This is a genomic window from Cupriavidus sp. 01L415, from assembly GCF_056400065.1.
On sequence record NZ_JBFTSP010000001.1, the window covers coordinates 472,816 to 493,722 of the forward strand.

Below are 20,907 nucleotides of genomic sequence, written 5' to 3' on the forward strand. Positions count from 1 at the left end.
GCTCGCGGCATCGGCCGCACCTACCGGGCAAGGCGAATCGGTGACATCGTCTCCGATTCGCCCTGGCCATCGCATTACTCGTCAATCGCTGCGTGGAGGAACTTTTCCTGACGCGCAAGGTGCATCGACCGGTAACCCGGTGCGGTCGATGCGGTTGCCTCGGGTCCGATATAGCGCAGCGCCGCGGGGGCTTTCACGATTTCCAGCAACTGTTCCATGACGAAATGCCACGAGCCCTGGTTTTTTGACTCTTCCTGGCACCAGACGACTTGCTTCAGATTCGGATAGCGCTCCAGTTCCGAACTGATCTGCTTCGCCGGGAACGGATACAACTGCTCGATGCGAATCAACGCGATATTGTCCTTCTGGGACTTGCGCCGACGCTCCAGAAGTTCGAAATAGACCTTGCCCGAACACAGGATGACCCGATCGACGTTGGCCGCCACTTCCTTCGCGGACGATTCGGCAATAATCTCGTTGAATTGCCCCGTGGCGAGATCCTCGAGGCTGCTGACAGCTTCCGGATGGCGCAGAAGGGATTTTGGCGTCATCACAATTAGCGGAACGCGATCGCGCAACATGGCTTGCATCCGCAGCAGGTGGAAAATCTGAGCCGGCGTCGTGGGCTGACAGACCCGCATATTTCCCTGTGCGCACAGTTGCAGGTAGCGCTCGAGGCGCGCCGACGCGTGTTCCGGACCTTCCCCCTCCTGGCCGTGCGGAAGCAGCATCGTCACTCCACTATGCTGCCCCCACTTTGCAGCGCCTGCGGACAGAAAGTTGTCGATAACAACCTGCGCCCCGTTCGCGAAATCGCCGAACTGCGCCTCCCACAATACGAGCGCGTTTTGTCGAACAATCGAGTATCCGTACTCGAAGCCAAGCACCGCAGCCTCTGACAGCACCGAGTTGGTGACTGAAAATCGTCCCTGGTTATCGGACACATGGTGCAGCGGGACGTATGTGCCCTCTCCCCGAGCCGACCGTTTCTGATCGTGGAGCACCGCGTGCCGATGGCTGAAGGTGCCGCGTTCACTGTCTTGCCCGCTCAGGCGCACGTCAATGCCCGCGGAGAGAAGAGACGCGAAGGCCAGATGTTCGCCCATGCCCCAGTCCAGCGGACGCTTGCCTTCCGCCATCTCGCGACGGGCAGTCATGACTTTTCCGACCAGCGGATGCACCGAATACTGCTCGGGAATGCTCGTGATCTTGAGTGCCAGGCTTTGAACGAGATCAGGCAAGGGCGCCGTGTAGTAAATACGATCAGCGTTTCCATCGAGCAGTCGCGGCCAGCTCACCTCTTCGTTTTGATCGACCGGATTCTTCTCTTCGGCGGTTTGCGCGGCGTCGAGACGGTCGCGGTAGTCATGGACATATTTCTCCACGTCTTCCGCCGTCAGAATCCCCTCCCCCACCAGCTTCCTGGCGTAGATCGTACGGGCGCCGGGGTGTCCTGCAATGGAGCGATACATCAGCGGTTGCGTGATGCTCGGCGTGTCCTGTTCCTGGTGGCCATGGCGACGGAAGCAAACCAGTTCGATCACGACGCTCCTCCCGAACGTCGCACGAAAATCAATCGCCAGACGCGTCGCGGCAATAATCGCCTCAGGGTCGTCGCCATTCACGTGCAGGATCGGTGCCTCGATCATCTTGGCGATGTCGGTGCAATAAAACGAAGACCGGACATCCCTCGGGTCGGAAGTGGTAAAGCCAACCTGGTTGTTCACGACCACATGTATCGTGCCGCCCGTGCCGTATCCCCGGGTATTCGCCAGATTCATCGTCTCCATGACAATGCCCTGCCCCGAAATCGCAGCGTCCCCATGGATTTCCACCGGCAGGACTGCGCTCGCGCCTTGCCCCAATACTTCGGCGCGCGCGCGAGCGATGCCTTGAACAACCGGGTTGACAATTTCGAGGTGCGACGGGTTGAACGCGAGCGTGACTTCCGCCGGTCCGGTTGCCGTCGGGAGCAAGCCGGTAAAGCCCTTGTGATATTTGACGTCGCCAGCCAGAAGAAGATGCGCGGTCTTCCCCTCGAACTCGTCGAACAACGCAGCCGGCGGCTTCCCGACAATATTGACGAGAACGTTCAGGCGTCCACGGTGTGCCATGCCGAGAATCGAACTCTTGACGCCCTTCGTAGCGCCGTATGCAACCAATTCATCCAGCAGGACGATGAGCGATTCACCGCCCTCGAGCGAAAAGCGCTTCTGGCCGACGTAGCGTGCATGCAGGTATTTTTCAAGACCCTCGGCAGCCGTCAACCGTTCGAGAATGTGCAGCTTGTCGCCGTCATCCAGGGTAGCTTTTGAACGCGAAGGCTCAAGACGCATTGGCCACCAGTTACGCTGGTTCGGATCGGCCAGATGCATAAACTCGGCGCCCAGTGTCCCGCAATAGGTCTCTGTCAGCGCCTGCACCAAATCGCCGAGCGTTGCATCGTCGTGTGAAAAATAAGCGCCCGACATGCTGAACTTCGTGTTCATGTCCGCCTGGGACAGACCGTAGTAGCTCGGGATTAATTCAGGCAACGGCACCGGCGCGGTCCAGCGCAGCGGATCGAGATGGGCATTGCGGGTACCGACCATGCGATACGCCGAAATCAGTGCCTGAACAGCGACCTGTTTCCGGGCGAAACCCAGTACTTCGTTCTCTGAGCGTCCGCCACTGCGCGCCTGCCTGGTCAACTCGACAAAACGAGACACCACCGGCGCGTGCGCGACGTCACCCGCGTCGGATCCATCAACCGCCGGCATGCCCTGCAATGCGTCAAAATATCCGCGCCACTCCTCCGACACCGTGTTTGGGTCGGCAAGGTATGCCTCGTATTGCTCTTCGATGTATGGAGCATTGCCTCCAAATAGAAAGGAGGTATTCCGATTCCGCATCATCATGATGACTCTGTCCTCAGTCGGGCTCACGCCCGGTGTCTGCCATAGCCCAAGGCAGCACCTGCTGCCGCCTTGGCCAAGCCAATGCTTCCACAGGTACACGAAGACAAAGTTCCGACAGCGAAAAGAGGCAACTTTCGGTGCGATCCGGTCCGCGTCAGCTTGTGCAAAACCCCGTGACTTCTGCCACCAGGTCCCTGTGCCCGCCAGGATCAGCAATCTCCTGACTGCTGATGGGGACCAGATTACGCTTTGCGGATTTTCATTGACGCCCTAGCTATGTTGGTTTGGGGACATTCCCTGCTCATTTCTGGCCATGGCGTCGGATTCTCCGAAATCTCGTATGTCTGCACGTCGAACAGGCGTCAACGGCAAGGTGCCGCGGGCTATTCGAATTTGACCGAGGCGGCCCCGGTTCGATCCACGTGGCGCCTGGCTGGGTTGCCCGCGACGCGAACATCTGCCGCGCCGCTGACATTCACGTCCGCTATCTCGGTGGCGTGAGCCTGCACGCGGCCGGCGCCGGAAACATCAATACGTATTTCTTTCGTGCGAAGGTCCGTGAGGTCCACCTGCCCGGCTCCACTCACATCAACGTCCGCACGCTCGACCACGCCGTCCGCCATGATGTGCCCCGCGCCGGAGACATCAAACTTCACGGCCTTTCCGCGCAGACGGGACGCACTGAACTGCCCCGCGCCCGTTACACCAACGCCCGTGAGGTCCGGCCCCTCGATATCGAGATGGATGGGCTTGCTCGTCACGATGGGACCGGATACCCCGATGACCAGGACCTTCCCTTCCACAGCGGTTCGGATTTTCGCCAGGATGTCGGCCTGCGCCGTCACCGTCACGCGCGGCGTGGGCCCGATCCGATAAGTGACGTTGGCCGGGATGTTCAGTGAAACGGCCGTGAACTTGTCGAGCGAGCGGGTTTCCATCGCGATAGGGCCTTTTGCCTCCTCCGTCACGCCTCCGGTGTCTCGATATACCGTTCCGTTCACTTCGACATAGCTGTTGTTGCCGGTGACCGTAACCCGATCACCATTGACGATCACCGTGCTATCCGCACGGGCGCAGCCTGTAACGGCTAGCATAGTGATCTGGGCGAATTGCAGATATCTCGTCACGCTGACCTCATTTAGATCGCTAAAGTGACACCGCAGATGCATTGGAGATCGAATGATGGATCGGTGGCTCGGTCCACGCTGCCGGATCAACATCTGATATTCTAAACAGCGTGGAATAGATGCAAGCGCGTTGACGGCGAAATGTCTCCTGACGCACTTGGCAAGCCGTCGGTCGTTTGACTTTGTTCGAACAACCCTGACAGCTGCGCTCAAGAATGCGATAGCCGTGACGTCAGTCTAGAAGTGAACGAACAGATCAATTAATGAAACTCGCTGTTGTTGTGTTTGATGGCGTACAAGCGCTGGACATTGCTGGTCCGATGGATGTTTTTGCTGAGGCCAATGCGCTATTGCCACCCCACAAGCGATACGAGATTTCGTTGGTGGGTGTGCGTCCCGATAGCGTCACCTGTTCGAATGGCATGCAAATCAGCGTGCCGGTGGACTATCGCAATTACGCCGACAACTGCGATCTGTTGCTGGTAGCCGGGGGCCCACGTGCCCCTGAGATGCAGCCCGACCCGGAATTCCTGTCCTGGCTTCACGACAAGGCACTGTCGACACAGCGATTCGGTGCAGTTTGCAACGGCGTATTTTTGCTGGCCCATGCGGGGCTGCTTGACGGGCGGGAAGTCACCACGCACTGGTCTGAAACGAAACGGCTCCAGGAACACTTCCCCCGCGCCTGCGTACGGCCAGACAAGATTTTTGTCCGTGACGGCAGCTTGTTTACATGTGGCGGCGTTACCGCCGGCATTGACCTGTGCCTCGCATTGGTCGCGGAAGACCTGGGGCACGCGCTGGCGGTGAAAGTTGCAAAGCGCTTGATTGTCTATATCCGCCGCGATGGCGGGCAATCCCAGTACAGCCCATATCTCGCCGTTGGCCCGGAAGAGGATTCCATCGTCAGCAAGGCGCTGCGGTACGTCAACGACCATATTGCCGACGCCTTCTCGATCGAGGAATTGGCGGACGCCGTAGGCGTGAGCCGACGCACGTTCAGCCGCACCTTCGCCAAGCACGCCAAGGTTTCGCCTTCTGTCTTCGTCGAGCAGGTACGCGTTGACTTTGCGAGAAAACTGCTTGAGCAGACGGATGTGCCTCTGAAAACCATCGCCTTCAGATGCGGATTCCATAGCTCCACGCACATGCGGATGATATTCTCGCGACGCCTCGATATCACGCCCAAGGAATATCGCCTGCGCTTCCTGGAGAGCGAGGGCGCGTCACGCGACGCCGCGGAGCAACGCAACAACAGCGAGCATCCGATGCCGCAAAAGCCGCGCCGGGTGGGCCGGATTTCGGCATCGCACGCAGCCGCCATCGTCGAGCACTAAGAGGCGCGAGCCGTCGTACGACGCGCGCCCTATTTCTCAAGCCTCTATTGCAACAGGCGCATCACCTGCCCGATAGCAAGTCACCGTTGAACACAGTCCGCATGGTTCGTATGAACAGCATGACGATGACCACGTTCAAGAACGCCAGCAGAAGAATCGCCAGCACAGTAATCGGCCAGAGGCTCACCGTATCCGCATATTTCAATGCCGCATTCGACAATGCCGCAATCGGAAAGCTGACACCCCACCAGCCCGCGGTAAATGGAATGCTTCGGCGGAACACCTTGAGCACCAGGGTAAAGAAAAGGAACAATCCGAAATAGAACAAGACTGCCGCGAACACATCGATTCGCTGCATGAAGTTCGTGTACGCCAGGAAGCCCACTTCGAATGGCGCAATGAGGATCATGAGCGACGGAATCATATTGCTCGCCAGCTTCTCATGATGAATCAACCGGGAAACAATCATGGTGAAGAACACCAGAGCAAGAATCGTCCCGACAGCCAGTGAAAAGATATTGAGCTCGTGCGCCCACGGCATGCGCATTGCCCCGCCTGCAACAGGAATATCGAGCGTTGCGACACCGGGGATCAGCCAGGCTGGCAGCGCGTGCCCGGAATCGATCTTTCCCTGGAAAAGCCGACTGAAAATGGTGAACGAGAGCGCAATGGTACCGATGGCCCCGATGGCCCACACCACCTCCGCCACGTCGTGATCGGCCTCGCCGATAATCGAAGAAATCAGCAAGACCGCAATAGGCACCGTGCCGAAAAAATTCCCGGCAATGGGATGCCGAAACTCGTGCATCACCGCATTCGGATACTTTGCGAGTTTCACCGTGTACGAGATGGCCAGAATCAGAAACGCGATCACGGCCACCAGGCCGATCACGCCAGAGACGACCGGACTGACGCCGTACTGATGTGCGGCGAGTCGCCAGGCAAGGGCAAGCCCCGAGATTCCCATGACCGAGGCAAAGAGATTCACAGGGAGATGCTTTACCGATATCTCTCGGTCCTCAATGCTGCGCTCAATAGGTGGTGGGACAGTCTGCATCGGTTCTCCTCAGTAAAGGACTACACACGGACATCGTTACCCTGTAGCGATGTGCCGAGTATAGGTTTGGTACTGAGTGGAGTTTCCGCTGCGCGAGGCTGTTTGGAGACAACCTTTGCCGGTTTCTGGCCACCGTGAATCGCGGAATCAGGAAAATTCGTTCGATGGACGCGACCGTTCAAGCCTTCCGCGACACGCCCAGCACGAGTTTCATGCAAATCCCAGCGATGTCAGTGCCTCGATATCAGCGCGCGTTGTGCCGTTCATGGCCTCGACAAATGTCACGCCTTTTGGGGTGACATCCACGACCACCGAGTCGGAGATGATTCTGTAGCTGACACCATCGCCCTCGCTGCCCATCAACGAATCGGCGATGTCCTTGATCCCGCGCGCCGATTGAAGCAGAAGTACAACGTTTCTGGCGCCGCTGCCGATCGCCCACTGGGCAATCGCCACCCCATTTCCATACTGGCCACTTGCGTCAATGATCGCCATGTCCATGGATGCGCTGGTCATCTCCGCGAAAGAATCCGTGGAGTGGTATACCTCCCGTTGGCGCGCATCGGCATGTCGCTCCCGACTGCCAGCGATGAACCCCGCGTCCATATAATCATCCGTTGGATAGGACATCATTCCTGGAACGCCGTCATGCACATGCAGCCAGACTTCGGTATCTGCCGGAATCCGGCTCGCTACAGCCGCGGGTAACCCGGGGCCCAGATAGACAAACTCTCCATCATTGAGATGCGTTGTTGCCCGCTCGACGATTTCGTCGGTCGTCCATACCATTGCACTACCTCCCGTTCAACTCGCGTTGGCGTTGTTTGCCGAAAGCCGCAAGAGAATCCTCGTCGGCGCTTTCACTCTCCACGGCTCGACGGAATTCGCTGTAGGCATCAACCAGATTGGCAAGACTGAATCCACGATTCCGGCCACTTGGGTTGGGCAATACCCATACCTTCGAACCGCCTATTGACTGCGACTGCGGCCCCCAATTGACTATTCGCTGATGGGTCATCGCCGCATAAGCGGCCTTACCCAGGAATGCAACGTAGGCGGGGCCGAAGTACTCGAGCTTCACGGCGAACTGCCGCGAAGCAGCGACATACTCTTCATGCGAGAGTTCGCTCGCACTGGCGGTCGGTCGACTCACCGCGGTTGCCAGCCCGTATCCATATGACAGCAGTCGATGGCAATCCGCAGGCTTGATCTCATGGTCGGTGAATCCCGCAAGATAGATGGCCTGCCAGAATCGGTTTCCATGGCCAGCGAAGTGATAGCCAGTCGTCGCGGCCTGCAATCCGGGATTCAATCCACAGAACACCGCCGAAAGTCCTGTCTTCATCAGGTCCTGCAAGCGCCCGGAAGGTCCCGGCGCCGGGACCAGATGTAGAGATTTCATTTGTCTTTCCTTCACCCTCAAGTCACACACGGAGATGCCACGTGCAATGGCCGAGGTTTAAAGAGCGAGATCAGTGAGAGGCCAGCCCACTGCCCATCACGCCAATCGGCCCTGGCAGGCATGTCATCGTAGCTGGCGTCATATTCCGACGCGAGGCGAGCCGCCCAGGAAGCCTTCGCACTGTCGATGAACGCCTGGGTAATAGCGCCCTTTTCAATCAGCTTCCGGCCGTAGATGTCCAGCGCCGACTCGCGAGCGCGAATGGTCTTGTTCACCCCGGGTTGCGTGAATGCCAGTTCATCTCCCTCGCTATCCCCGTCGCGGCGGAAGCAGAGCATCTCGATCACCACCGACTTGCGGAATTTCTGCCGGAACGCTATTGCCATCGCGGCAACGCGAACGACCGCCTCTGGGTCGTTCCCATTCACTTGAAAGACTGGCGCTTCCAATGTCATGGCGAAGTCCGATCGATCGCGATAGGAACGCGAATGGCGGGGGTCCGTGGGAATACCGATCTGACGATTGATAACCAGATGTACGGAACCACCGGTGCAATCGCCCTTCAAGCCATCGAAGCCCTCGACAACACCTCCATGCGCAAAGGCTGCATCATCATGGATGCGTAGCGAAAGAACACTGGAACGATCGATGACATCCCCGGGATCCGGGATTTCGAGATGCGAAGGATTTCCTGTCAAGGAGAGATGAAGCATGCGGCCATCGAATTCGCGGTCGGCGGATGCTCCCGATTCGGAAACCAATGGACCACCCCTGAGTTCCTTGAATATGGCTCTGGGAGGCTTCCGCAAAATCTGGCCGAGGACATTGAAGCGGCCACGGTGCGCCATGCCGATGACCACGTCGGTCAGGCCAAGAGACGATCCGCGACGAAGAATTTCCTCCAATGCCGGGATGGCGGCTTCGGCGCCATCCAGTCCGAATCGCTTTGTTCCGGCAAACCTTTCTTCGAGAAATCTCCCGAAGCCCTCGGTCTCGACGAGCGTCCACAAAATCCGCTTCCGTTCCCGATCTGTCAGCGTCTTCCCGTGAAATCTTCCAAAGTCCATGTTCAATCATCCCTGCAGCATCAAGAAACAAGCGGGTACGCGACCGGCTTTCTTGCGCGCCGCACCGACTGGGGTGCAACGGATGATTCAACTATAGGGAAGACCCGTAGTTCAGGGCGTTGAAGATAGGCCAGAAACTGGCCATAGTCGGTCGGTTGTGGGCCAATGGAATGTCTCGCCGCGCATGACGCACCTGGGCATGCTGGCCGGCGCTGTTCCGCCGGCCACGCCCCTCAAGTCACCACTTCACGTCACGTCAAGTCACGTACTCAGGCATTGCGCCCTTCCGGCCAGACCTGCCCGTCAGATTTCAGACATGCAGCGGATATGGCTTCTCTGCATCGAGACCATACTTTTGCAACGCCTTCTGTACGAGCGCCTTGTCGATCGAGCCGTCGTCCGCCAGCGCCTTCAGCGCCGTCAGGGCAATCCAGTAGCGATCGACCTCGAAGAAGTGCCGCAACTGTTCGCGCGTGTCAGAGCGACCGTAGCCGTCGGTCCCCAGCACGGCGTAGCGGCGCGGTACAAACGGACGGATCTGGTCCGCCAGCGCGCGCACGTAGTCGGTGGCGGCGATCACCGGCCCCTGCATCGGCGCCAGGCATTGTTCCACGTGCGAGCGCCGCGGTGTCTCGCCCGAATGCAGCAGATTCCAGCGCGTCACCGCATTGCCCTCGCGCGCCAGCTCGGTAAAGCTGGGGCAGCCCCACAGGTCAGCCTGCACGCCCCAGTCCTCGTCGAGCAGCTGCGCCGCGGCGATGACCTCGCGGAAGATGGTGCCCGCACCCAGCAACTGCACGCGAGGCTGCCCGGCCGCACCCTCCTTGCCACGCCGGAACAGGTACATCCCCTTCAGGATGTCCGCCTCCGCACCCTGCGGCATGGCCGGATGCTCGTAGTTCTCGTTCATCACCGTGAGGTAGTAATACACATCCTCCTGCTCCTGCACCATGCGGCGCAGGCCGTCCTGGATGATCACGGCGAGTTCATAGGCGAAGGTGGGGTCGTAGCTGATGCAGTTGGGGATGGTGCCGCCCCACACCAGGCTGTGCCCGTCCTCATGCTGCAGCCCTTCGCCGTTGAGCGTGGTGCGCCCGGCGGTCCCGCCCAGCAGGAAGCCGCGTGCACGCTGGTCGCCGGCCGCCCATGCCAGGTCGCCAAAGCGCTGGAAGCCGAACATCGAATAGAAGATGAAGAACGGGATCATCGGCTCGGCGTGCGTGGAGTACGACGTGGCGGCGGCGATCCAGTCCGACATGGCGCCCGCCTCGCTGATCCCTTCCTGCAGGATCTGGCCGTCCTTCGATTCCTTGTAGAAGCTCAGCTGCGAGGCATCCTGCGGCGTGTAGTTCTGCCCCTGCTGCGACCAGATGCCGATCTGCCGGAACAACCCTTCCATGCCGAAGGTGCGCGACTCGTCCGACACGATCGGCACGATGCGCCGGCCCAGCGCCTTGTCGCGCAGCAGCGTGTTGAGGATGCGCACGAAGCTCATCGCGGTGGAAAACTCGCGGCCCTCGCCGCTGGCCTTGAGCTGCCCCTCGAACGCCGATAGCGGCGGCACCTCCAGCGCCGGCCCGCGCCGGCGACGCGCCGGCAGGTAGCCGCCCAGCGACTGGCGGCGCTCATGCAGGTAGGCGTGTTCGCTCGATCCCTTCTCGAAGCAGAGGTACGGCAACTCGTCAAGCTGCTGTTCCGTGAGCGGCAACTGGAAGCGGTCGCGGAAATGCATCAGCGCCTCCACCCGCATGCTCTTCTGCTGGTGGGTGATGTTCTGCGCCTCGCCGGCCTCGCCCATGCCATAGCCCTTGATGGTCTTGGCCAGGATCACTGTGGGCTGGCCGCGATGCTCGCTGGCGGCCTTGTACGCGGCGTAGACCTTGTGCGGATCGTGGCCGCCGCGGTTCAGCGCCCAGATATCGTCGTCGGACCAGTCCGCCACCAGCGCCTTGAGTTCGGGCGTATTGAAGAAATGTTCGCGCACGTAGGCGCCGTCCTTCGACTTGAAGGTCTGATAGTCGCCGTCGACGCATTCCATCATGCGGCGCGCAAGGATACCGGCCTTGTCGCGCACCAGCAGCGCATCCCACTTGCTGCCCCACACCACCTTGATCACGTTCCAGCCCGCGCCGCGGAACTCCGATTCCAGCTCCTGGATGATCTTGCCGTTGCCACGCACCGGACCATCGAGCCGCTGCAGATTGCAGTTGATGACGAAGATGAGGTTGTCGAGATGCTCGCGCCCGGCCATGCCCAGCGCGCCGCGCGACTCGGGTTCATCCATCTCGCCATCGCCGCAGAACACCCACACCTTGCGACCTTCGTGCTGGCCGAACCCCCGGTCCTGCAGGTATTTCATGAAGCGCGCCTGGTAGATGCCCATGATCGGCGCCAGACCCATCGAAACGGTGGGGAACTGCCAGAAATCCGGCATCAGCCACGGATGCGGGTAGGACGAGATGCCCTTGCCGCCCACTTCCTGGCGGAAGTTGTCCATCTGCTCGGCCGTCAGCCTGCCCTCCAGGAAGGCCCGCGCGTAGAAGCCCGGCGCGGAGTGCCCCTGGTAATAGACAAGGTCGCCGCCGTGCTGTGCCGACGGCGCATGCCAGAAATGGTTGAAGCCGATCTCGTACAGCGTTGCCGCCGAGGCAAAGCTGGCAATGTGGCCGCCGACATTGGTCTCGCGCGCCGCCCGCAGCACCAGCACGAGCGCGTTCCATCGGATATAGGAGCGGATGCGATGTTCGAGCCGCTGGTCTCCGGGGCTGCGGGCCTGCGCCTCCAGCGGGATGGTATTGAGGTAGGCGGTATTGGCGCTGAACGGCAGGTAGATGCCGGCACCATGCGCCCGCTCGATCAGCCGTTCTATCAGGTAATGCGCGCGCTCCGGTCCCTCGGAGGCAATCACCGAGTCGAGCGCATCCAGCCATTCGGCGGTTTCCTGAGCGTCGATCTCGTCGTTGCGGGAATTGGCTGGGTTGGCTTCCGCCATGATAGGACTCCTCTCATGCGTCAATCACGCAAAGCGCCCGCCCTCGTTGCACAGAGGGCGAAGGCAGGGGTAGCTAGGCAAGGTTAGCACCCGGAACTCGCCACGGTAAGGCGATTGATGGCGATTCGTGATGGTTCGCCACCCGGTACGACTTTTTCCATCGACGAGCATCTCTTCTTGCCAGGAGACGCCAAAGGCCCGGGCGCCAGGCGACGCTGCCATGCTGCAGCGCATCAGCATGGCTTGCTCGCCACCCGGCAGCAGGCTTTGTCTCGCTTCACGCAACGATGTGCCATCCGGATGCGCAGTCGATGCGACGAAGGCACGCCCTGTCGGGATTGCCCCGTCGCCTGCCGATCGTACAAAGACGACGCCCCGTCGCCGGGGCAACGCGCGTCAGAACCGGTGACGCACACCCATCACCGCGCCGAACTGGTTCTTGCCAGGCTCGACGTTAAAGACGGCGGTTGTGCCGCTGCCGCTGTTGTAGCCGTTGACGCCAAGTTGCGAGTTGTCCTTGTTGAGCGCGTAGGACACCGAAGCGTAGACATCGGTCCGCCTGGAGAGCGCGTAGTCGCCAGTCAGCACGAACTGCCACGGGTCCGATCCGGTCTGCCGGAAGTCCTGATAGTAGGCCGTGCCCATCAGCGAGAATGCCGGCGTCAGCTTGTAGACCACCCCCAGCCAGTAGAAGTTGGAGCCCGCGTCGGCCGCTTGCGCGCCAGGCAACCTCGCACCGTCGTACGCCTTGGCCAGGCGATACCCTGCGAATACCTTGGCGGCCCCCACGGCATAAGCGCCCCCTACCGAAACCCGGCGGAGCACTGGTGCCTGATTCGTCGGCGTACCGACATGGATATCGTCATACGCCGCACCCACCGAGAACGGTCCGTTCGCGTAATTGACGAATGCGCCAAACTCGCGGCCGAACACGTTGCTGCCAGCCACCTCGGTGCCGTTGGCCTGGAACGAGTAGAACGCCTGGGCGGTCAAGCCGCCGAACGCGGCAAGATACTTGATGGCGTTATCCGCGCGTGCGCCAAACTCCGGCGCAATCGACAGCATGCCGTAGCGGTCGGCAATGACGGTGGGATCGTAGGCAGAGCCGAATTCGCGCATCGAGGTCTGCTGCCGTCCCAGACGCAGCACGCCATACCGGCTTTCCAGCCCCACGTACGCATCGCGGCCAAACAGGCGACCGCTTTGACCGGAATTACCGGTGTCGATATCAAAGCCGCTTTCCAGCTGGAAGACCGCCTTCATCCCGCCGCCCAGGTCCTCCGCGCCGCGAATACCCCAGCGCGAGCCGGACTGATTCCCCGAAGTTACCCGTGCGAGACCATTCCCGTTGCGCCCTGCATTGTTGATGTATTCAACGCCAGCGTCCGCGACACCATACAGCGTCACGTTCGATTGGGCATATACGGCGTTAGCTGCAACGGATGCGGCAAATACCGCAAGAACCTTCTTCATCAAATCTCCAGATCATTTTATTGGAACACCACTACATGGCGATAACAGCGACCTTCTTCGGTACATCTGTCCGCCAGACCCCAGGGCCGCACCAGGCAACCGGTGCCGCCTTCCAGCCCGCCAGGCCGGAAGGCGGACTTGTTACCGTGCGGCGATGGAGGCTCTGTCGTCGGCAACACGGTGTTTCTGTGTCACCGCCGATACCACCGTCGACACGACGATATTGACCACCAGCGCAATCACGCCGATATATGTCGGATAGGAAGCGTCGCCAAAATGCAGCGTGTACACCGGCTTCAGCCCCAGGGAGATCGCCAGGCTCGTGCCGGTGACGATGCCGACAGCCCAGCCGGCAAATAGCCCGGTTGCAGTCAGGCGCCGCGAGTAAAGCGTGAACACAACCGCCGGGAATATCTGGAGAATCCAGACCCCGCCGAGCAACTGCAGGTCGATGGCGTATTGCGTCGGCAGCACGATGATGAAGAGCAACGCGCCAAACTTCACGACCAGCGAGAACAACTTGGCGCTCTTCGCTTCCTTCTCCGGTGTCACGTTCGGCGAGATCAACGGCTTGTAGAGATTGCGCGTGAAAAGGTTTGCCGCGCCAATCGACATAATGGCTGCTGGCACCAGTGCGCTGATGGCGATGGCCGCCGCCGAGAATCCCACGAACCACGACGGGAACAATTTGAAGAACAGCGCTGGCACCACATCCGAAGCGGACGTCACGTGTACGCCGGCCGCGATTGCCATATAACCGAGCATTGCGATCAGACCCAGCAACAGCGTGTAAGCCGGCAGCGCGATGGCATTCTTGCGCACCGTGTTTGCCGAGCTCGACGACAACACACCCGTCATGGTGTGCGGATACATGAATCCCGCCAGCGCCGATCCGAGCGCCAGCGTCGCATACGCCGTGAACTGTGACGGCTTCAGAATGATGCCCGTGGCGCCGCCCTTCGCAGCGAAATACGTATCGGCTGCATGGAACAGTGCCCCGTAGCCACCGAGTTTGCTCGGAATAATCGATATCGCGGCGATGACCACGATATAGATCATGATGTCCTTCACGAAGGCGATCATGGCCGGCGCACGCAGGCCGCTCGAATAGGTGTACACCGCCAGGATTGCGAAGGCGACGATCAATGGCAATTCGCCGTCGACACCGAGACCCTTGATCACCACCTGCATGCCGATGAGTTGCAGCGCGATATACGGCAGTGTGGCGACGATCCCCGTGATGGCAACTGCCGCCGGCAGCCATTTGCCGCCGAATTCGCCCTGAACATAGTCAGCCGCCGTGATGTGGTTCTTGCGGTGGCAGACTTCCCACAGTTTCGGCATCACCGCGAACACGAACGGGTAGACGATGATCGTGTACGGCATTGCGAAGAAACCATACGCGCCCACGGAATACACCACTGCAGGGACCGCGATCACCGTATAGGCCGTATAGAAATCACCGCCGACCAGGAACCATGAAATCACCGTGCCGAATTGCCGGCCACCGAGTCCCCATTCGTGAAGCTGTGACAGGTCGCCGCGCTTCCAGCGCGCCGCAACAAAGCCCAGCACAGTGACGAGCACGAAGAACGCAATGAATACCGTCATCGCCACGCCGTTGACTGCCGATGTGTCGATCATTTCATGCTCCGATAGGCAACGAACAGCAGCAAGGAGGTGACTGGCACCCAGAGAAACTGATACCAGTAGAAGAACGGAAAGCCGAACCATTCTGGCTGGGCGCTGTTATAGAACGGCAGCCACAACAGGCCGATGTAGGGGGCGAGGAGGAGCAGCCAGATCCAGCCGCGGTCTCCTTTCTTTCGTGTCTCCATATTTGCTCTCCTAGGATTGTTGAGCGGATACAAGCACCGATGCTTCAACGATGTCAGTCACCTGTGGCAATGGCATCAGAACAAGTACAGGCCGGCGGCAAACACGGCACCAGCGAACAGCAGACCGCAGTCACGCAATAGCCCTTGATGTCGCGCACGGCTATTCCGCCGCCGATGCCCGGAGCGGTGCCACCATGTTCGTCCACGCCTGACCGTAAGCCGCATCGAGAACGCGAGCAGATTCCAGAAACCGAAACCCCACATCAGTACGCGTTCGCCCGGTGCCTGAGGCGTCAGGCCGAATGCGAGCACGAATGTCGCGATGGCCACGAAGATTGAAGAGATCAGGGGATGAGGCAGCGCGCGAGGTGCAGCCTGTGTGAAGAACCACGAAATACGCTGAATCATTTCACGCCTTATGCCGCCGTATTCGCCAGCCTCTCCAGAGGAGGTTGCCAGCGACGCGCGCGCGGCACGACGGCCTCCAGGTAAATCTTCAGCACGCCGGCAGGCCGCGCGTCGCAGTCGTCAATGACACCATCGACCAGCTCGATATCCATAACCATCGGAGACTCGCTCGCGAAGCACTGTCTGACGCCCTCCTGCAACTGGCTCTCGGCGCCGAGTCCACATGCATTCCCGGCAAGCACCGTGCCGTTGGACGCGAAGATCGTCATGTCGCCCGCATATTCATTCGCGAGTCCGGCAACACCGATTACCAGTGCCAGGACAAATGGCCGCCGGTTTGCGATAAGCGCGGAAGCGATGTCGACAGGATCACTGGTCATACGTTGCCTACCAAATGAGTGGTGCCACCTCAAGGCGCACCACGTCGCAGCCCTGCTGCGGATGAATCAGGATTCGATGCTTTCAGGAGCCCTCTGCATTGAATCGTCCCGGGGCACCGATGATTCGAATGATAGTGAAGCGAGAGCGTGCGGGCTGGGGCAAATAGGCGAATCTCTGGCCAACGTATGCGAGCTATTGGCCAAAGCCGGGAACGACAATGCATCGAGCCTGTTCCCGTCTTTACATCATTATGTGATGTATAAGGATGGACGCAGGACAAAAAAAAGCGAGCATTGTGCTCGCCTTTTTGTGCTCTGAGTGCCGACGTCAATCGAGCGTGATTTTCCCCGCCTTGACGATCTCCGCGTAACGCGTGGTGTCCCGCTCGATGAGCTTGCGGAACTCTTCCGAGCTACCCGTCACCGGTATGAAGCCCAGATCCGTCAGCTTCTTCGCAACCTCCGGGCTACGCGTGGCAGCGGCGATTGCCTTGGCCATGCGGTCAACAATTGGCTGCGGCGTTCCGGCCGGCGCCAGAAGCCCTGTCCACGAACTCATGATGAAGCCCGGGAATCCCGCTTCCTCCATGGTCGGAATATTCGGCTCACCCGGCCAGCGCTTGGCCGACGCGACGGCCAGCACATTGATCTTGCCGGACTTCACATGTGGCATCGGCACGAGCAGTGGATCGAACGCAACGGACACCTCGCCCGACATCAATGCCGGCAGGATCGGCGCACTGCCGTTGTACGGGATGTGGGTCATCTTGACCTTCGATTCCATCGCCAGTCGTTCGCCCGTCAGGTGGGCAGAGCTACCCACGCCGCTCGATCCAAACGTCAGCGTATCGGGATGCTTCTTGCCATAGTCGACCAGTTCTCCCACGGTCTTCACCGGCAGCTTCTTGCTTGCGAAGAGGAACAGCGGCAACTCGGCCATCTGGGCCACCGGCGCCAGGTCCGAGGGCTTGTAGCTCAGCTTCGAGTACAGCGACATGTTGGCGCTGTAGGCCGCCAGCACGGAGACGAATGTGTAGCCATCAGGTGCCGAACGCGCGGCAACCGAAACGCCTAGCGTGCTGTTGGCACCCGGCTTGTTCTCGATCACGATGGGCTGACCCAGGCTCTGGGAAACCTTCTCGAACACCACCCGGGAGACAGTGTCGGTCGAGCCCCCCGGCGTGTATGGGACGATGACCTTGATCGGCTTTGTTGGCCACTCCGCCGCGACCACCTGGCCGGCGGCGAGCGCACCGATGGCAACAGTAACCAGGCGCAAAGCGAGCGCCGTGCAAATCTTGATACTCAAAACGCATCTCCTTCATTGGACTTGTGCCCGCGCGGCGGGCTTGCGGCCGGATTCACTCCGGTACGGCAATTATGCGAGACCGTGTTCGGCATCGCCGCAATGAAGAGCACCAGTTTTGCGTGGCAGGAGATGGTTTCGTGCGATAAGCGCACACCCGAAGCACTCGTGTGACGCGCGCGCGGGAGCCGGTCAGAGGGGGTGTCGTGCAGATTGCCGGACAAGTCGTCCGCGACAAAACATCAGGTTATCTGGGCATGTGACTCCCCGGGGTCTACATGCCCACGCGTCCAATCAGGAAAGAGGCAACCATGCCGCCGGACCTCGAACGGGTTACGCCTCACTTCCCGTGCGCGCACCGTCGGTATAGGGATCCGGCTTGCGCGTGCCATATGCACCATCGGTGTATGGATCCGGCTTGCCAATCCCGTGTCCGCCATCAGCCCACGGGTCCGGCGTGCGAGTCCCCACTGCACCATCGGTGTAGGGGTCAATATTCTTGCGGGCGGCAGCGACCCGGACGATCACCGGACGCATGTCCTTCACGATAGCTGCCGACGAGCGCATTGCTTGCGGAACGTTGGCGGCTGGAGGTTCAGCGACTGCAGCGGTTGCCAGAAGTGGCGTGATTGCGGCCGACAGGGGACTCGACCAAGAACAGACAGGATGGAGGTTTTCATCACAGACTCCGGAATGATTACAAAACATCGAGATCGACTGCAGGTTCATGTCGATAGCAGATCGATCTCTTACAGGTATCCTAGCCGTTGCAAGGCATCTGAAAAATGAGCCGCCAAAGAATAGACTCTTCTTGAATTCAGAAGAGCTCCCCGCGTGGCGCGCGATGCCACGCGAGAACGAATGATGGCTAGAACATATCCGCTGCAGGCTGGCTAACCGCCCCCTGATCTCCCGCGCCTTGCCCTGAGCGCGACGGGATAAACGGTCCGGTGATCATGCTCGAGTAGCTTTGGCCTGGCCCCACCATCGGAAACACGTCAGCATTCTCGTCAATCATCACTTCGAGGAAGGCGGGTCCGTCAAATTCCACGAAAGCCTTGAGGCTGTCCTCGAGCTCGCTGGTCGCTTCCACGCGACGGGAAAATTCAAAGCCGTCGGCCCGTGCAGCCATGATGAAATCCTTGCGATGCAGCGCCTTGTCACTCACGCAAAACCGTCCTTCGAAATAGAGACGCTGCCACTGCCGGATCATCCCGTCTCCGCGATTGTTGAGCAGCAGCACTTTGACGGGAGCCCCGTATGTGGTTGCGGTCTCCAGGTCGCCAATATTCATCCGGATGCTGCCGTCACCGTCGATATCGATGACAAGCGCGTCCGGCCGCGCCATTTGTGCACCAATCGCCGCGGGCAGTCCAAAGCCCATCGTTCCCATGCTGCCCGACGTCAGGAAACTGCGAGGCTCGACGAAGTCGAAGAACTGCGCAGCCCACATCTGATGCTGGCCGACGCCCGTGGTGATGATGGCGCGCCCGCCGGTTATCTCGCCGAGCTTTTCGATCACGAACTGCGGCTGGATGAGCGGGCTGTTTCGGTTGTAATTCATCCCGTAGGTCTGCTTCAGTGTAATCACCTGGTCGAGCCAGTCCGAATGCGATAACGCAACCGGGCCATGCTCCATCAATGACAGCAGCGCGCTCTTTGCATCGCCGATATGACTCCACTGCGTGCGTTTGACCTTGTTGATCTCCGCTTCGTCAATGTCGATGTGCGCGACATACCGCGCACCGGGCGCAAATGTTTCGGGGCGCCCGCCAGCGACGCGGTCATCGAATCGCGCGCCCACCGCGATCAGGAAGTCGCAATCCTCGACGGCATAATTCGCGCACGCGGCACCGTGCATGCCGAGCATGCCCAGATTCAGCTCGTGTTTCGCCGGCATGGCGCCAAGACCCATCAGCGTCGTCACGACAGGAATCCGGTACCGCTCGCTGAATTGACGCAGTTCGGCCGTTGCGGCGGCCGTGATCACGCCGCCACCGACATACAGCAGCGGTCGTTTGCTCCGGCCCAGAAGACTGAAGAATTCCGCCCGTTTGTCTTCCTTGAGATGTGCGCGATTGGCAACCATGCGAAGACGATCGGAATAGCCTCGAAACACCAGCGTACCTTGCCCATAATAGGGACCCGTCCAGTTCTGGATATCCTTCGGCACGTCCACGACAACCGGACCCGGACGGCCGCTCCGGGCGACTTCAAACGCCGTCCGCAGCGTCTGTTCAAGTTTCGCCGGATCGGTCACCAGAAAGACCTGTTTTGCACACGCCGACATGATGTTGAAGACCGGCGCTTCCTGGAAGGCGTCGGTGCCGATCGCGGCGCGAGGCACTTGACCGCAGATCAGAACCACGGGAACCGAATCACCGTTACAGTCGGCAATCGGGGTCACCGCATTCGTCGCACCCGGGCCGGACGTCACCATGAACACGCCGACTTTCCCGCTGGCGCGCGCGTAACCAGCAGCCATGAAACCCGCGGCCTGTTCATTGGCTGGCACAACGAGCTTGATCTGGCGCTCGGGATTGTTCGCGTGCATCTCGTTGAAGCGAAAGACCGCGTCATACGTCGGCAATATGGCGCCGCCGCTATATCCGAACACGGTATCGACGCCTTGTTCGCTGAGAACACGCAGGATGATGTCGGCACCCGACATCGATTCGCTCGCAGGCGCGGGTTGCAGGGTGGCGGGGGAAGCAGACTTTGGATTTCGGGTCACGGCTGGCTCGCATGGAAACCGCCACTGACAGGATCAGCGGCAACATCAGAGGGAGGTTTCCCTTCCAACTCGAGAACAGCGTATGTTCGACACCAGCTTATGGACGCTCGCTTCGACGGGTTCTCCGTACTAGCCCGGTCCATCCAGCACTTTCTTGATGTGCTTCTGGGAGAATTGTGAGGGGGTTGGTGCTAACCATTGTGCCTACGATCCGGACCGCGCGCCCGCTCAAGGAGGCTGGTCACTGGCCAAAATGGGCCGTTTCCTGGCCACGGTGCTGGGCCACGATCGTCCATGACCTCACCGTTCAATGGTTCGGCGTCAGCAACCGTTCGGCAATGCTTCTGCCGATCCGTTCCCCGAGATCCTCCCTGACCAGGGCCAGGGCCAGTCGGATGCCCGCGCTCGCGCCGCCGGCCGAATAGACGTTACCGTCCTTCAGGCAGCTCAGATTGGGCAAGACGTGCACCGATGGATGTTCAGCCGCCAGGCGTTGTGCGTAGCGCAAAGGCGTGGTGAGCCAGCGATGGTCGGCCAGCCCGGCACGCGCGACTAGAAAGGCGCCATTGCACACGGATGCCAGCTTTTGTGTATGACGGCCGGCATCGCTGAGCCAGTCCACCAGTTCCTGATGATGTCCCCCGGCGCCGATGTCCGGCGAACCGGGTACCACGATGATGTCGAACGGCGTATGCACATCCAGCCGGCACTCGGGCGCCCTCACCGCCGCGCCGTTCGAGCACACGACAGGCCCGGGCGACGGCCCGACGAGATGCTGTTCGTAGAACGTACCGCCGCACAAGCGGTTCGCCTGATGAAACACATCCATCGGGCCGGTTACGTCGAGTAACTGAAAACCGGCATACAACATCATCGCGACACGCATGCG

General features: G+C 60.2%; 17 protein-coding genes. 1 reads left to right on the forward strand and 16 read right to left on the reverse strand.

Translation table 11 applies throughout. From position 1 onward, the window contains the following. Window positions 1-74: 74 nt before the first annotated feature. A complete protein-coding gene (locus AC1DOX_RS02180) occupies window positions 75-2,897 on the reverse strand; it encodes a 2-oxoglutarate dehydrogenase E1 component (protein ID WP_441617669.1) in 2,823 nt (940 codons plus the stop codon). Window positions 2,898-3,280: 383 nt separating this feature from the next. Continuing rightward, window positions 3,281-3,952 (reverse strand): GIN domain-containing protein, encoded by a 672-nt coding sequence (locus tag AC1DOX_RS02185; RefSeq protein WP_441617671.1) that lies wholly within the window; start codon window positions 3,950-3,952, stop codon window positions 3,281-3,283. 335 nt (window positions 3,953-4,287) lie between these two features. Between AC1DOX_RS02185 and AC1DOX_RS02190 the strand changes: the two genes are divergently transcribed. Then, the gene (locus AC1DOX_RS02190; RefSeq protein ID WP_255371273.1) at window positions 4,288-5,361 is read left to right on the forward strand and encodes a GlxA family transcriptional regulator; all 1,074 of its coding nucleotides are present in this window, start codon (window positions 4,288-4,290) and stop codon (window positions 5,359-5,361) included. Window positions 5,362-5,422: 61 nt separating this feature from the next. Here AC1DOX_RS02190 and AC1DOX_RS02195 read toward each other — a convergent pair whose 3' ends face one another. The 14 genes from AC1DOX_RS02195 to AC1DOX_RS02260 form a co-directional block, all read right to left on the reverse strand. Beyond that, window positions 5,423-6,418, reverse strand: coding sequence for an SLAC1 anion channel family protein (locus AC1DOX_RS02195; RefSeq protein WP_441617673.1), 996 nt, complete (start codon window positions 6,416-6,418; stop codon window positions 5,423-5,425). Window positions 6,419-6,628: 210 nt separating this feature from the next. Then, window positions 6,629-7,207, reverse strand: a complete 579-nt coding sequence (locus AC1DOX_RS02200; RefSeq protein WP_441617675.1) for a hypothetical protein — start codon at window positions 7,205-7,207, stop codon at window positions 6,629-6,631. Between the two features lie 4 nt (window positions 7,208-7,211). After that, the gene (mug, locus tag AC1DOX_RS02205) at window positions 7,212-7,820 is read right to left on the reverse strand and encodes a G/U mismatch-specific DNA glycosylase (protein WP_441617677.1); all 609 of its coding nucleotides are present in this window, start codon (window positions 7,818-7,820) and stop codon (window positions 7,212-7,214) included. A 17-nt stretch (window positions 7,821-7,837) separates the two neighbouring features. Beyond that, entirely contained in the window at window positions 7,838-8,887 is a 1,050-nt protein-coding gene (locus AC1DOX_RS02210; protein WP_441617679.1) for a thiamine pyrophosphate-dependent enzyme, read from the reverse strand. 310 nt (window positions 8,888-9,197) lie between these two features. Further along, the gene (gene aceE, locus AC1DOX_RS02215) at window positions 9,198-11,879 is read right to left on the reverse strand and encodes a pyruvate dehydrogenase (acetyl-transferring), homodimeric type (protein WP_441617681.1); all 2,682 of its coding nucleotides are present in this window, start codon (window positions 11,877-11,879) and stop codon (window positions 9,198-9,200) included. 396 nt (window positions 11,880-12,275) lie between these two features. Further along, window positions 12,276-13,352 (reverse strand): porin, encoded by a 1,077-nt coding sequence (locus AC1DOX_RS02220; RefSeq protein ID WP_441617683.1) that lies wholly within the window; start codon window positions 13,350-13,352, stop codon window positions 12,276-12,278. A gap of 141 nt (window positions 13,353-13,493) precedes the next feature. After that, a complete protein-coding gene (gene mctP, locus AC1DOX_RS02225; protein ID WP_441617685.1) occupies window positions 13,494-14,996 on the reverse strand; it encodes a monocarboxylate uptake permease MctP in 1,503 nt (500 codons plus the stop codon). Continuing rightward, on the reverse strand, window positions 14,993-15,190 hold the full coding sequence (locus tag AC1DOX_RS02230) for a DUF3311 domain-containing protein (protein ID WP_092137965.1): 198 nt from the start codon (window positions 15,188-15,190) through the stop codon (window positions 14,993-14,995). The genes mctP and AC1DOX_RS02230 overlap by 4 nt, the downstream gene beginning before the upstream one ends. Before the next feature lie 75 nt (window positions 15,191-15,265). Continuing rightward, window positions 15,266-15,598: a TIGR00366 family protein gene (locus AC1DOX_RS02235; protein WP_441617687.1), complete on the reverse strand. Its 333-nt coding sequence runs from the start codon at window positions 15,596-15,598 to the stop codon at window positions 15,266-15,268. 8 nt (window positions 15,599-15,606) lie between these two features. Beyond that, the gene (locus tag AC1DOX_RS02240) at window positions 15,607-15,978 is read right to left on the reverse strand and encodes an XdhC family protein (protein ID WP_441617689.1); all 372 of its coding nucleotides are present in this window, start codon (window positions 15,976-15,978) and stop codon (window positions 15,607-15,609) included. A gap of 328 nt (window positions 15,979-16,306) precedes the next feature. Then, a complete protein-coding gene (locus tag AC1DOX_RS02245; protein WP_441618032.1) occupies window positions 16,307-17,257 on the reverse strand; it encodes a Bug family tripartite tricarboxylate transporter substrate binding protein in 951 nt (316 codons plus the stop codon). Window positions 17,258-17,617: 360 nt separating this feature from the next. After that, on the reverse strand, window positions 17,618-18,013 hold the full coding sequence (locus AC1DOX_RS02250) for a hypothetical protein (RefSeq protein ID WP_441617691.1): 396 nt from the start codon (window positions 18,011-18,013) through the stop codon (window positions 17,618-17,620). Between the two features lie 139 nt (window positions 18,014-18,152). Further along, window positions 18,153-20,018, reverse strand: coding sequence for a biosynthetic-type acetolactate synthase large subunit (ilvB, locus tag AC1DOX_RS02255; protein WP_441617693.1), 1,866 nt, complete (start codon window positions 20,016-20,018; stop codon window positions 18,153-18,155). 307 nt (window positions 20,019-20,325) lie between these two features. Next, window positions 20,326-20,904, reverse strand: coding sequence for an AraC family transcriptional regulator (locus AC1DOX_RS02260; protein WP_441617695.1), 579 nt, complete (start codon window positions 20,902-20,904; stop codon window positions 20,326-20,328). Between the last annotated feature and the right edge of the window lie 3 nt (window positions 20,905-20,907).